At 45.9% G+C, this 12,723-nt stretch carries 16 protein-coding genes; 15 read left to right on the forward strand and 1 reads right to left on the reverse strand.

The features are described from left to right. The first annotated feature begins 4 nt into the window (after positions 1-4). The 10 genes from modA to BN1360_RS17780 all read left to right on the forward strand — a co-directional run bounded on the left by modA (position 5) and on the right by BN1360_RS17780 (position 7,531). A complete protein-coding gene (modA, locus tag BN1360_RS17735) occupies positions 5-814 on the forward strand; it encodes a molybdate ABC transporter substrate-binding protein (RefSeq protein WP_068781181.1) in 810 nt (269 codons plus the stop codon). Further along, positions 811-1,485 carry a molybdate ABC transporter permease subunit gene (gene modB, locus BN1360_RS17740; protein ID WP_179014956.1) on the forward strand — a complete coding sequence of 225 codons (675 nt, stop codon included), beginning with the start codon at positions 811-813 and terminating at the stop codon, positions 1,483-1,485. Before modA ends, modB begins: the two co-directional genes overlap by 4 nt. 20 nt (positions 1,486-1,505) lie before the next feature. Then, entirely contained in the window at positions 1,506-2,237 is a 732-nt protein-coding gene (locus BN1360_RS17745) for a YwiC-like family protein (RefSeq protein WP_267490893.1), read from the forward strand. Between the two features lie 266 nt (positions 2,238-2,503). Next, the gene (locus BN1360_RS17750) at positions 2,504-3,265 is read left to right on the forward strand and encodes a YheC/YheD family protein (RefSeq protein WP_229521036.1); all 762 of its coding nucleotides are present in this window, start codon (positions 2,504-2,506) and stop codon (positions 3,263-3,265) included. A gap of 191 nt (positions 3,266-3,456) precedes the next feature. Further along, entirely contained in the window at positions 3,457-3,951 is a 495-nt protein-coding gene (locus tag BN1360_RS17755; protein ID WP_069188370.1) for a MarR family winged helix-turn-helix transcriptional regulator, read from the forward strand. Beyond that, positions 3,911-4,537 (forward strand): nitroreductase family protein, encoded by a 627-nt coding sequence (locus BN1360_RS17760; protein WP_068781183.1) that lies wholly within the window; start codon positions 3,911-3,913, stop codon positions 4,535-4,537. The genes BN1360_RS17755 and BN1360_RS17760 overlap by 41 nt, the downstream gene beginning before the upstream one ends. A gap of 238 nt (positions 4,538-4,775) precedes the next feature. Beyond that, entirely contained in the window at positions 4,776-5,105 is a 330-nt protein-coding gene (locus BN1360_RS17765; protein ID WP_068781184.1) for a PadR family transcriptional regulator, read from the forward strand. Between the two features lie 14 nt (positions 5,106-5,119). Next, positions 5,120-5,989: a pentapeptide repeat-containing protein gene (locus BN1360_RS17770; protein WP_068781185.1), complete on the forward strand. Its 870-nt coding sequence runs from the start codon at positions 5,120-5,122 to the stop codon at positions 5,987-5,989. 12 nt (positions 5,990-6,001) lie between these two features. Continuing rightward, entirely contained in the window at positions 6,002-6,763 is a 762-nt protein-coding gene (locus BN1360_RS17775; protein WP_068781186.1) for an ABC transporter ATP-binding protein, read from the forward strand. Continuing rightward, positions 6,764-7,531 (forward strand): ABC transporter permease, encoded by a 768-nt coding sequence (locus BN1360_RS17780; RefSeq protein ID WP_068781187.1) that lies wholly within the window; start codon positions 6,764-6,766, stop codon positions 7,529-7,531. It abuts the gene before it with no gap. A 212-nt stretch (positions 7,532-7,743) separates the two neighbouring features. Here the strand turns inward: BN1360_RS17780 and BN1360_RS17785 are convergent, their stop codons facing one another. After that, on the reverse strand, positions 7,744-8,277 hold the full coding sequence (locus BN1360_RS17785) for a CueP family metal-binding protein (RefSeq protein ID WP_068781489.1): 534 nt from the start codon (positions 8,275-8,277) through the stop codon (positions 7,744-7,746). 212 nt (positions 8,278-8,489) lie between these two features. Here BN1360_RS17785 and BN1360_RS17790 point away from each other — a divergent pair, with 212 nt between their 5' ends. The 5 genes from BN1360_RS17790 to BN1360_RS17810 all read left to right on the forward strand — a co-directional run bounded on the left by BN1360_RS17790 (position 8,490) and on the right by BN1360_RS17810 (position 12,708). Continuing rightward, positions 8,490-9,398: an RCC1 domain-containing protein gene (locus tag BN1360_RS17790; RefSeq protein WP_068781188.1), complete on the forward strand. Its 909-nt coding sequence runs from the start codon at positions 8,490-8,492 to the stop codon at positions 9,396-9,398. Between the two features lie 39 nt (positions 9,399-9,437). After that, entirely contained in the window at positions 9,438-10,403 is a 966-nt protein-coding gene (locus BN1360_RS17795; protein WP_068781189.1) for an arsenic resistance protein, read from the forward strand. Positions 10,404-10,565: 162 nt separating this feature from the next. Beyond that, entirely contained in the window at positions 10,566-10,967 is a 402-nt protein-coding gene (locus BN1360_RS17800) for an Rrf2 family transcriptional regulator (protein ID WP_068781190.1), read from the forward strand. Positions 10,968-11,144: 177 nt separating this feature from the next. Then, complete coding sequence (locus BN1360_RS17805; protein ID WP_068781191.1) at positions 11,145-11,615, forward strand: DinB family protein; 471 nt, start codon at positions 11,145-11,147, stop codon at positions 11,613-11,615. A gap of 178 nt (positions 11,616-11,793) precedes the next feature. Next, positions 11,794-12,708, forward strand: a complete 915-nt coding sequence (locus BN1360_RS17810; RefSeq protein WP_068781192.1) for a class I SAM-dependent methyltransferase — start codon at positions 11,794-11,796, stop codon at positions 12,706-12,708. Positions 12,709-12,723: the final 15 nt, after the last annotated feature.

Raw genomic sequence — 12,723 nt, forward strand, 5'->3', positions numbered from 1 at the left:
TTATATGAGACATGTTTTAGTGAAAAGAAAATGGGGCTTGCTTGCCTTGCTATTGGTCACGACGCTGCTGATCTCAGCCTGCGGCAATCAACAAACCAGTAAGGACTCCGGTGCAAAGGGAGAGGCTGTTGAACTGACGATCTCCGCTGCAGCCAGCTTAACCGATGCGCTGCAAGAAATTCAGAAAAATTATGAGGCCAAGACGAGCGGCGTAAAGCTTAATTTCAACTTCGGCGCTTCCGGCGCATTGCAGCAGCAGATTGAGCAAGGGGCACCGGTGGATCTGTTCCTCTCCGCGGCTTCTAAAATTGTGGATAAGAAGCTGATTACACAGGATCAACAGAAGGACTTGCTCGCCAATGAATTGGTGGTGATTACCGCTACCGAGCCATCGATATCCGTTCAAGAAGCGAAGGATCTCCTGAATGCGGATATTCACAAAATCGCTATCGGAATACCGGAGTCGGTTCCCGCGGGAAAATACGCGCAAGAGGCTCTTACGAACGCCGGCGTTTGGGACGAACTGCAGTCCAAGCTGGTGCAAGCCAAAGATGTCCGCCAAGTACTGCAATATGTTGAGACAGGAAATGCAGACGCGGGGTTCGTGTATAAAACCGATGCATTATCAACAGATCAGGTGAAAATGGCCTACACCGTCGATCCTGCCTTGTATACGCCGATTACCTATCCTGTCGGAATCGTCCAAGCGACAACCCATGCGAAGGAAACTGAGGAATTGTACAATTATCTGCAGTCGAAGGAAGCGATAGACGTCTTCACAAAATACGGATTCTCCGTGCCGAATTCGAAATGAGTATGCTGCAAGTCGACTGGGCTCAGCTATGGATGCCTATTCGGTTATCTCTACAGGTTGCGCTGATCGCAAGTATTCTCAGTACGCTCTTCGGAGTGGCTTTGGCATGGCCGATGTCGAGAAGCAAGGTGAAGGGGAAGATTTTACTTGAGACCGCATTTATGCTGCCCCTTGTGCTGCCGCCCACGGTCGTCGGCTTCTTGCTCCTCATCCTGCTTGGACGACGAAGCTGGATCGGGCAGTTCGCGGAATGGCTGTTCTCTGCGCCGATTATTTTCTCGTGGGGTGCTGCGGTGATTGCTTCGGTTGTCGTATCGTTTCCACTCGTCTATCAGACGATGAAGACGGGATTTCATACCATTGATCAACAAATAACCGATGCCGCACGTTCGAGCGGCGCGAATGAATGGCAGGTTTTTCGCTATATCACGCTGCCGCTTGCATTTCCATCGGTGATCACCGCCTATATTCTGAGCTTCGCTCGCAGTTTGGGCGAATTCGGCGCGACACTGATGATCGCGGGCAACATTCCAGGAAAGACACAAACCGTACCCACAGCGATCTTCGTAGCGGTTGATTCCGGCAATATGACGATGGCATGGTTATGGACGATTTCCATGGTAGTTATTTCATTTTTATTGCTGCTCCTAACTGGGCGGCAGCGAACATGATTATGAAGTAGGTGAAATGATTGAAGGCTGCAAATCAGGGCATCGTGATTCCGCATGAGCATGGTGGCTGGGCAATGGTCAGCGTGCCATTTCTATTCGGGGTGATGGCGGGGACGCCTAAGTGGGATCATATATTATTGTTCATCGCCTGGCTGTGCTTATATTTAGCATCGTATCCTACGCTGCAAGCTTTGAAACGAAGGAAGCAGCGCGATCATCTGTTGAAGTGGTCAGCCATTTATGGAGCTATCGCACTGGCCGCTCTCGTGTATCCGCTTTACCACATGCCGGCGTTATTCTATTTTGCCATTCCATTCGTCTTGTTATTGATCGTAAATATATGGCATGTGAAGCAGAGGGCAGAACGAGCGCTCGTGAATGATCTCTGCGCCATTCTGATCTTCTCCATCGGAGGCGCTGCAGCCTATCTGTATGGGGATGGAGATTGGAATTTAACGATGCTGTTTGTCGTTCTTTTTAATTTCCTGTATTTTATGGGGACGGCCTTCTTCGTGAAGACGATCTTCCGTGAGCACGGCAACAAAAAATGGGAGGCAGCTGCACGAATTTACCATATCCTTTTGCTCTTCATCCCTTGGGCATGCGGTTATCCCTGGATGACATTGCCTTTCATCATTCCGCTAATTCGCACACTCCTCCTGTCAGGAAAGCAGATCAAACCGATGAAGGCAGGCATCATAGAAATTATCGGTTCCGTGCAGTTTATCGTTATTTCATGGATTGTATTCTAAGCTGCCAACAAATTCAGATTTAATTCGAGCATCTCAAGCTCATTCCTTCCGCTCGGGGCCCTCCATTTAATAGGGGTTACCGGGCTTTCTATGCATGTTCATTTTAATAATGCATTCAAATTCAATAAGCGTTACATCGTCATATGTTGGAGAGGGGATCTAATTTTCGGAATTCCTTCAAATGACCTGTCTTCGTTTCTCTGGGAGAAGCATAGTATATTCTAATTTCCTAGTTAAAACAGCAGGCGTGCGAAGGGAGAACAATCATGGCGATGGTATTAAAGAAACGTCGCAAGTATGTATTGAGCAAATGGCTTAAGACTAAAGCGCTCCTTGGGAATAAGGAAGCTCGTGCTCATATTCCGGATACCCGAAAATTCTCCAAATCTACACTTAGGACGATGTTGAAATTATACGAAATGGTATACGTTAAGCCCGAGATCGGAACTCACGGAAAAGGAGTTATCCGCGTGGAGAAGCGAGCGGAAGATAAGTATACCTACCAGCTTGGTCTCGCAGAAAAAAGCTTCCAGGATTTCGAAAGCTTCTACCAATCCCTATTAAGTGACACTAAGAAGAAAAGCTATTTGATCCAAAAAGGGATTCATTTGGTGAAATACAAAAAAAGGCGTTTTGATATAAGGGTGATGGTTCAGTTAAGTCCCGAAGGAGTGTGGGAAACGACAGGCCTCATAGGTAGAGTTGCCCCGCCGGAGAAGATTGTAACTAATTATCATAGCGGTGGTAAGCTAATGGATGTCAAGCGATTGTTCGTCACGCATCTGTCAGCAAGTAAAACGGATAAAATCATCCGGAAATTAGATAAATTGGGAGTAGTAACAGCAAAGCATCTTCATAAGAAATATCCCGGAATCCAACAGATCGGGCTTGATATCGGATTCGATCAGTCCTGGATTCCTTGGATCATTGAAGTTAACACCAATCCGGATCCTTATATTTTTAATAAGTTGTCAGATAAATCGGTGTACAGGAAGGTTATGAAATACAAAAAAGCAGCAATGAAGTAAATTGGCTATGAACGAATAAATCCTTTATAACTGAAAAAACGATGCTCCCAGAGCTCCTGGAACAAACAGGAGTTTTTTGGTTTGGCGGGGTATTTTTCGATAAGTTTAAGCAGCTTCTTGATAAATTAATATCACTGTTTTATAATTGACAAGTCAATAATTGATTAGTCATATATGGAGGTGGGAAACGAATGGCGCTGTCTCAGCAGGAAATGAAACAGATTTTCCTCATGATCAAAAATATTGATAGACACGTAACCCAATACTTTGAGAAGCGAACAGGCATTAGCTTAACCAGATACGAAATATTGTACAAGCTGCTTGAAAAAGGCCAGCTGTCTCAAATGAAGTTACGACATGAGTTGAAAATTGATCAGGCTGCTATAACGAGACACTTAAAAATACTTGAGGAAGAATGCTATGTCACCCGCAATCGCAATGCGCAAAATAATCGGGAAGTGATTGTACAGATTACAGAGGCGGGGAAAGAAACCTTAAACAACTGTGATCTTGATAAGAATCGATATATGCTGGAGTTATTCGGCAGTTTTACAGCGCAAGAATTGAAGCAGCTTCAAGCTTTAATCAAGAAGTTTGAAGGCGAAGCAGAAAAATTGAAAAGTGAACCAGAAAGGGGTATCCAGGATGCCAACGACACAAACCACAATAGAACAATTAATGCATGATCGCAAATCCGTACGTAAATATAAAGAGGGAGTTGTCATTCCGGAAGAAAAGCTGCAACATCTGCTTGAACAAGCGATTTCCGCACCCTCATCGAGTAATATGCAGCCTTGGCGATTCCTTGTCATTAAGGATCAACAAGTGAAAAAAGAGCTGCGTGCCATCGCCAATAATCAGGAACAAGTGGAGACTTCCTCAGCGATTATTGCTGTACTTGGCGATCTGAGCATGTATGAAAATGCAGAGCAAATTTATGATGCCAATTATGAACAGGGGTTTATGACTCGTGAAGTAGCGGACTTCATGATTCAAAATTCCCGGACTTTATATAGCAGCTTACCCGAAGCCGTATTGAAAAATATTATACACTTCGATGCAGGGCTCGTATCGATGCAAATTATGCTATTAGCCAAGGATATGGGGTACGATACAGTACCGATGGGTGGTTTTGACAAGGTTAAATTTGCGGAAAAATTCAATCTTCCTCAGCATGAAATCCCTATTTTGCTCATTGCCATTGGTGAAGCATCAGCCCCTGCATATGGGTCATCCCGTCTGCCTTTGGCTCAGATCACACGTTTTATCTAACAAACATACATCAGGGCAGCGAACTGGATTGAATTTACAGCCGATGTCAGATTATATAATAAGTTGAGATATGGTTAAAGCCGCATAATTGCGGCTTTTTTGTATTTTAACAGCAAAACCCTTGGCCCTGCCAACCCAGGTGAACAGTAAGAAAAGAATTCAACAAGGTATTTTGGTTAACATACTACCTTGACTGTCATAGTACTTTAATTTAAACTGCAAATATGGAGGTAATTATATGAGCGATAACAAAATCACATCAGACCTGCTGCGTGGCCATACCGATACGATGATATTACGACTCCTCTCTGAAGCTGACCGCTACGGCTATGAGATTGTCAAGCTGATTGCCCAGCGCTCTGAGGGCGAGTATGAATTGAAAGAAGCTACCATGTACTCCAGCGTACGGCGGCTAGAGGCTGATGGCGATATCGAGTGGTATTGGGGCGATGAATCTCAGGGCGGACGTCGTAAATATTTTAGGATTACCGAGAAGGGCAAGGCGACTTACGCCCGCAACAAAAGCAATTGGGAGTATGCCAAGCGCGTGCTTGAAAACTTATTATAGGGAGGTTTGCTGTGATGAATGAGAAATTGAATAGCTATTTAAACGGGGTTTTTGCGCCCTACGACGGATTAAAAAGCGTGGAAGAACTAAAGTCCGACTTACTCTCCGATTTGCAGGAGCGATTCCATGAACTTAAAGCTGAGGGGAAGGACGATGAGACCGCTTTTGAGATGACTATAGATAGCATCGGTGACATTGAGGAAACGCTACTGGAAGTTGCCAATCTCTCCCGTTCGCTGGAACGGCAGGTGCAGATTAATCTCCGAGCGATCAATTTGCAAGAGAGCGACTTCGCGGGCGTTACGTTGCACGAGGGCGAATTCAAAGTGAGCGATTTACAGGGGGCCAACTTTGCCGGTGCCGACTTGACCGGTACATCGTTTGCAACCAGCAATGCGCAAAAAGCCAATTTTGACGGCGCAAATCTGACAGACTGCAGCTTCTCTGTTACTGACCTAACCGATGCCAGCTTCCACAAATCCGTCCTTGTACGCACCAATGTGATCACCTCAAGCATGAAAGGTGCGAAGTTCAATCATATAAGACTGACCGATGTCAGGCTGACCAAGACGGACCTGAGAGAAGCCACTTTTGAGAATTGTGTATTTAATGGCGTTGATTTCAAATCCTGCGATTTGCGCGGGAGTCATTTTGACGGGCAGACCTTTATTGGTGTCAAGTTTGATAAATCTTCACTGATCAACGCTTCATTTCGAGGAGCGACGCTCAAGAACGTGTCATTCCGTTTGCCTTTCTCTATGACAAACAAGTCTTACCTTGATTTCAAAACCGTCTGCTTTGACGATGCGGCGATGGATAAGCTGACCTACGCTGCGCTCAAAGGCCTATGGGTTGTCGATTTATCAAAAGTCACGATTATTTAAGGAGGGAGAAATATGTCAGCATTGGCAATCCAAGTCAAAGGACTGCAAAAGTCCTACAAGCAGCTGCAAGTCCTGAAGGGCGTTGAATTCGAGGTGGAAAAGGGCAGTATCTTCGCCTTGCTCGGCTCCAATGGGGCAGGGAAGACAACGGTTGTTAAAATTCTCAGCACGCTGCTCAAACCTGACAGCGGTAAAGCTGCCGTAAACGGGTTCGATGTGGAGTCCATGCCGGATCACGTGCGGCAGGCAATCAGTCTGACCGGGCAATTCGCCGCCGTGGATGAAATATTGACCGGACGAGAAAATCTGATCATGATTGCCAGGCTGAGATACCTTAACAATCCCCGGCAGGTGGCGGATTCCATGCTCAGACGCTTTGATCTGACAGACGCCGCCAACCGCAAAGCATCTACTTATTCGGGGGGGATGCGCCGCAGGCTAGATATTGCCCTAAGCCTTGTAGGAGATCCTCAGATCATTTTCCTTGATGAACCCACTACTGGGCTTGATCCCGAGTCGCGCATCGAGGTCTGGAAGATCGTGAGGGAGCTTACTGACAACGGTACGACCGTATTCCTGACTACACAGTATCTGGAAGAAGCAGAACAGCTTGCCGATCAAATCGCAATTCTACATGAAGGAAGAATTATTGCCGAAGGCACGCTCGAAGAACTAAAAAAGCTGCTCCCGCCAGCTGAGGTAGAATATGTTGCCAAACAACCGACTTTGGAGGAAGTATTCCTCGCGATCGTCGGTAAAAAGGGGGAAAAGTAATTGGAAGCCATCAAGAAGCACTTCTTGCATGATATAGGAGTTATGTTCGGGCGTTCCATGCGTCATATTAGCCGAAGTATGGACACTATCATCACAGTTACCTTTATGCCGATCGCAATGATGTTGCTGTTCGTCTATGTGCTGGGAGGTGCAATTCAGGCCGGAACGGATAACTATGTAAATTACCTGTTGCCCGGTATACTGCTTATTGCGATTGCCAGCGGGGTATCCTACACTTCCTTCCGCCTGTTTACCGATGTGCAACGAGGCATATTCGAGCGGTTTCACTCTATGCCAATATCACGTTCCACCGTACTGTGGGGTCATGTATTGACCTCACTGGTATCTAATGCCATATCGGTTGTCGTTATTCTTCTCGTAGCGTTAATTATGGGCTTCCGTTCGTCGGCAGGGGTGCTGTCCTGGCTTGCAGTAGCGGGCATACTCATGCTGTTTACACTGGCTTTGACCTGGGTCGCGGCGATCGCCGGATTATCGGCCAAATCAGTGGATGGAGCAAGCGCCTTTTCCTACCCGATTATCTTTCTGCCGTTTATCAGTTCAGCCTTTGTACCGACGGAGTCAATGCCAAGCGTCGTTCGCGCGTTTGCTGAAAATCAGCCGGTAACCGCGATTGTGGAGGCGATCCGTTCGTTACTTTCAGGCCAGCCCGTAGGCAATGATATCTGGGTCGCTCTAGCGTGGTGTGCTGGAATACTGCTTGTAGCGTATCTTTTGGCGATGAGGGCTTATAAAAAACGGATGTAAGCGATCGGACGGACCTGATCGGGAAAATGAACTTGTCATCATTCATAAAGGAGCAGATTTGCCAACGGCAGCTGCTCCTTCTATTTTGATGAGAATTATTGCCCGAATTAGCAAAGCTATTCTCCATGTATTGAACTTGCTGTACGATCATCTAATATTGATCTCATCTTTAGGCATTGAAATAAGAACGGAGGACAAAGAGCTCGGATTTTTTAGGCCAATTGCATAGTTGTAATGCAGGTATCGTCACTTTCAAACGTTGAGAAATCGGATTTTACGGTTTTTCCATTTTGGGTAATCGTGATCCTGTATTCTTGATCTCTTGGAAGCCATAAATCAATAAACCCATGGGAATTTGACGTTATTGTTTCATCACGTATAACGTTCCCTTCGTGATCTTCGATGTAGATTTCAAACTCTTCATTCATCAATTCACCTTGGCAACCCGTCAAGCTGTGAGTGGCGCAGGGATGTGTTTGCTCAATATAGGGTGCAATCGAAACAAAGAACTCGTCTTTTGGCAGTGCATAGGTTAACTGACTATTATCCTGCTTAGTAACTATGAGCTGTGTTGAATTAATCGAGGCGGATTGGTCTTCTATATTACCGGCACTGTAATCATTAACTAATTGTTTGATATTCACCAATTCACTATCTATGTTTCCTTTGCTTTCTGACTGCTGACCTGCACATCCGCTTAAAGCGATTATTGAAGCGATACAAACCAAGAGCAATTGTTTTCTCATTAGACGATCTACCTCAGCTTTCATAGTTTTCAAAATTTGTATAGATGCCATAATTTGTATATACACCATAAATGAGATGAAGTAAATGATTCTCACTCTTACAATCTGTTGAACTTTTCCGATGATCCATTAAGAAATTTGATGTGAATATGGAATCTTGCATGAAAATAGTAGATACTTAGATGTGCGTTTAAGTGGTCAGGAGGTAGAAGATGGATGACTTTTCAACGAAAGATATGGCACTCATGGTAGAACGGTGGCCTAAATATCCCCTGGCGGCGGGACTTCGTCATACTGTAGGTCTTAAATTGGACGGTACCGTGGTGGCCGTGGGTGATAATAAACGGGGTCAATGTGATGTAAGCGGCTGGCGTGATATGGTGGCGGTTGCGGCGGGCAATGTTCATATGGCGACGAACACAGGCAACGCTCACACCGTTGGGCTGAAATCAAACGGCACGGTAGTCGCCGTGGGTTGGAATGGGCACGGCCAATGCGATGTAAGCGGCTGGCAAGATATTGCAGCGGTAGCAGCAGGTTGGCGTCGTACCGTGGGAATCAGAACGGATGGCACGGTGGTGGCGGCCGGCCGGAATCATGAAGGGCAAAGCCAGGTAAGCGATTGGTGTGAGATGGTGGCAGTTACGGCGGGGGACTGGCATACAGCAGGCCTTAAATCGGACGGTACGGTGGCGGCTGTGGGGAATCATCGGCATGGGCAATGCGACGTAAGTGATTGGACCAAGATCGTGGCCGTAGCAGCGGGTTATCTTCATACGGTCGGTCTTAAATCAGATGGCACGGCGGTAGCTGCGGGCTTGAATAAGCATGGCCAATGCGACGTAAACGGTTGGAGCGGTATTGTGGCGATATCGGCGGGGAGTTATCACACCATCGGTCTTAAATCAGACGGCACCGTGGTGGCTGCAGGCCTGAATAAACATGACCAATGCAATGTAAGCGGCTGGCGTGAGATGGTGGCCGTAGCGGCGGGCTGCACTCATACTATCGGGCTTAAATCGGACGGTACAGTAGCCGCTGTGGGAAGTAATGAATTTGGCCAATGCGATATAGGAGACTGGTGTGATATCCAGTTACCCGGCCATCGTTTTCAGGCATAATGTCAGCGTGGAATCCGAATAAAAGGGGAGAACATATAGGTGTTTTCAAGAGAAAGTCTAGAAAAGAAACAAATCAGCGTATATGCAGTGGCATTAATCGTTGGAGGAACCTTGGGATGGTTAAGTCCGCAAATTGGCAGCTTTCTGGAACCCATGGTTTCATCCATAATTGCTATCCTCTTATTCAGTATGTTTTGTCAAATTCCTTTTTTGAAATTAAGGGAAGCACTTTCCAACAGACGCTTTATAGGAGCCTTATTGCTTGTCAATTTCATCTTAATTCCTTTGCTTGTACTCGCCTTAACCAAGCTTTTTCCTCAGCCTGGCCCGGTTCTGATAGGGGTTTTCTTGGTGCTTCTAACTCCATGTATAGATTATGTCATTGTTTTTACTCAATTGGGCAAAGGGAATGAAAAGTTAATTCTGGCGTCTACTCCAGTGCTATTTGTAGTCCAAATGATAATGCTGCCTTTTTACCTTTGGTTATTTATCGGTGCCGAGGCATCCGAAATCGTAAGAATTGGCCCCTTCGTTGAAGCTTTTACTTATTTAATTATTGTTCCTTTATTTTTGGCATTGGTCATTCAATTTTTGGCGAGAAGAAACGCTGGCGGTGTTAAAGCGCTGGACTTTACGGCATGGCTGCCCGTTCCGCTTATGGCACTTGTGCTTTTCATGGTGATCGGCTCGCAAATCGACAGGGTGGTAAAGGAATTCAATATCATTGTAGCTGTGATACCGATCTACGTATTATTCCATATCGCCTCCCCATTCATTTCACGAGCTATCGCAACTATTTTTAGAATAGGGCCGTCAGACGGCAGAGCACTTATTTTTAGCGGGGGAACACGCAATTCGCTTGTTGTGCTTCCACTGGCCCTTACCTTACCGGGGGAGATGGCCACCATAGCTGCGTCAGTGGTCGTAACTCAAACCATTATTGAACTGATCGCAGAGCTTATCTATATCTATGTTGTGCCTAATCTTATCTACCAAGACGTATGAGCATATACAAGCCTTGAAGAAGGAAGCGGCACTTGGGCTGAAAATCATACAACGGCAATCGACCCTGCGATCGGCTGCCGTTATTTATGGCAGGCATCCTTGACGATGTGAGACATAATAGATATTATGGACTTATTAAGTCTGTGTTTGAGGTGATCATGAATGAAGTTCTCCAAGGCTACTGATTATGCCCTCCATACGATGCTCTTTCTTACTGTGGCAACTCCTCAGAAACCAATCGGTGTACAGCAGCTAGCGGAGCGGCAAAAGGTGTCTCCAACCTATCTGTCCAAAATACTGACCAAGTTGGTGAAGGCGGGCATGATTGAATCGATAACGGGCGTGAATGGCGGGTACCGCCTCAAGCGTGATTGGGAAAATATTTCGTTCCTCGATATTATTCATGCGATTGAAGGCTCGGCCTCCTTGTTCGATTGCAGTTTCGATCATGGACCGAGATGCCCGATTCAAAAGGTCGTGTTATCGGCAGAAGAGAAGATGGAAGAACACTTGAGAAATCAGAAAATGTCTGATCTTGTGCGTGATCTGAATATCGTCGTATGATTCCCTTTTTTAGCTTAATTAAAGACACTAAATGTCTTTAAAGTCTGTGATTAATCATCGGCATGATTAAATCGATAATGGGGGTGAGGCGCTTGAAAGCACGGCTGGCGGATATGTAGGCGGATTGGTTATAAGCGATACCGCTATTCAACTGATTGCCAAAAGGAGAGCGGAAACATGAATGTATTCGAAAGCCAGTATGATTTGATCCAAAACACAAGGGAATCATTGTTTCGTTATTGCGAAATTATGTCCCCTACAGATTATGTTAAAAAACTTGAAACCTTGGGTGGAGTATCTATTCACCGTTTACATGCTCACGTAGCCGAGTGTTATCAGGTATGGTTGGGGACTCGCGCCCTTGGTAAATCACTACCCAAAATAACACCGGAGTCCATTCACAATATACAGGAAATGCGTGAAGTTTTTAAGAAAACGGATGAACTGGTTTATGAATTTCTAAATGAATTTAAGAACAGATGGGATCCTGCCCTTCAAGCATCGTGGCAAAGTGATAGCATGGAGCTAACCGAATTATGGCTTTTTACGCACACGATCACCCATGAATTTCATCATAGAGGACAAATTGTAAAAATTGGCAGGCAACTCGGGTATATCCCGCCCAAAATGAACCTCGCTAAACCATAGTGGTTTCATGCAAACACTTTCGATAAGTTGGGTTCAACCCTTAAAGGCTGTATCCTTGTTCAAGGGCGGTTTCGATTTTGGAGCAGGATGTTTTTTAGGCTAATTACAGACAACCACTATCTTTAATGTCTGTAATATTCATTTAAATTTATTATGAAAAAAGCAGGTGATGAGTACAATGACAAATGAACTGTTTGATTCGTCGGTATGGGAACAGGCTTGGAAAGAGGATTCAAATACGGGAGTCAACAAAATGAAGAGGGCTGGCATCGATCCAGCGCATTCTTTTGATTCATCCGCCAAGTCATTCAATAAAGAGGTGTTTAGCGAAGATGGGAGGCGAAGGGCCAGACGGATTATGAACTGGCTGGAGGACCAGGGCGTTGAATTTTCCGGAGCTTCTATTCTGGATATAGGTGCGGCATCGGGGGGATTTTCCGTACCTTTCGCGGAGCGGGGAGCAGCTGTAACGGCGGTGGAAACCTCCCGGCCATTGGTTGAGCTCCTTCAGCAGAATAGTTCGGGCTTGGGGAAGGGAGCCGTCAAAGTGGTCCACGAACCCTTCGAACATATCGATCTTGAGGTAAGGGGATGGAAGCGAGCCTTTGATATTGTCTTTGTCTCCATGTGCCCGGTTCTGGTCGATTGGGCCAGTGTAGAGAAGGTGCTTAGCTGCGCGAGGGCGTTCTGTTATATGAGCTTGTCGGTAGGTTCCCACAAGCACAGCCTGGTTGACGAGATATGGCCGCTTGTCACCGCTCGGCCCCGAGAGGCCGAACATTTGGAGATGATGTACCTGACCCAGCTACTGCTATTAAAGGGATACTCTTATCAATCATTAGTAACCCAGGAAATGAAAACAATAACAGTCTCCAGAAAGACCGCATTCAATGATACGATCAATCGGTTGAAAATGCACGGGATCACGGTCGACGAGAGGGTCCGTGATGTGATCTCCCGTCATCTGGATAAGCGTTATCCCGGTGATCAGGTGGAAATTCAGCAAGGCGGTCGGTTCGGCAAAGTGCTTGTTCGTCTGCAAAATCAGCATATGTACGACAGGGAGGAGCGTTCTAGCCTGCAGTTGCCTTAAATATCGAAAAACACT

The sequence above is a fragment of the Paenibacillus sp. GM2 genome, assembly GCF_900069005.2.
In the GTDB taxonomy this organism is placed as follows: domain Bacteria; phylum Bacillota; class Bacilli; order Paenibacillales; family Paenibacillaceae; genus Fontibacillus.

Excerpts from the sequence above, each read along its gene's own strand:
- modA (WP_068781181.1), top strand. The coding sequence starts at position 5 with ATGAGACATGTTTTAGTGAAAAGAAAATGGGGCTTGCTTGCCTTGCTA.
- modB (WP_179014956.1), top strand. The coding sequence starts at position 811 with ATGAGTATGCTGCAAGTCGACTGGGCTCAGCTATGGATGCCTATTCGG.
- BN1360_RS17750 (WP_229521036.1), top strand. The coding sequence starts at position 2,504 with ATGGCGATGGTATTAAAGAAACGTCGCAAGTATGTATTGAGCAAATGG.
- BN1360_RS17755 (WP_069188370.1), top strand. The coding sequence starts at position 3,457 with ATGGCGCTGTCTCAGCAGGAAATGAAACAGATTTTCCTCATGATCAAA.
- BN1360_RS17760 (WP_068781183.1), top strand. The coding sequence starts at position 3,911 with ATGCCAACGACACAAACCACAATAGAACAATTAATGCATGATCGCAAA.
- BN1360_RS17765 (WP_068781184.1), top strand. The coding sequence starts at position 4,776 with ATGAGCGATAACAAAATCACATCAGACCTGCTGCGTGGCCATACCGAT.
- BN1360_RS17770 (WP_068781185.1), top strand. The coding sequence starts at position 5,120 with ATGAATGAGAAATTGAATAGCTATTTAAACGGGGTTTTTGCGCCCTAC.
- BN1360_RS17775 (WP_068781186.1), top strand. The coding sequence starts at position 6,002 with ATGTCAGCATTGGCAATCCAAGTCAAAGGACTGCAAAAGTCCTACAAG.
- BN1360_RS17785 (WP_068781489.1), bottom strand. The coding sequence starts at position 8,277 with ATGAGAAAACAATTGCTCTTGGTTTGTATCGCTTCAATAATCGCTTTA.
- BN1360_RS17790 (WP_068781188.1), top strand. The coding sequence starts at position 8,490 with ATGGATGACTTTTCAACGAAAGATATGGCACTCATGGTAGAACGGTGG.
- BN1360_RS17800 (WP_068781190.1), top strand. The coding sequence starts at position 10,566 with ATGAAGTTCTCCAAGGCTACTGATTATGCCCTCCATACGATGCTCTTT.
- BN1360_RS17805 (WP_068781191.1), top strand. The coding sequence starts at position 11,145 with ATGAATGTATTCGAAAGCCAGTATGATTTGATCCAAAACACAAGGGAA.
- BN1360_RS17810 (WP_068781192.1), top strand. The coding sequence starts at position 11,794 with ATGACAAATGAACTGTTTGATTCGTCGGTATGGGAACAGGCTTGGAAA.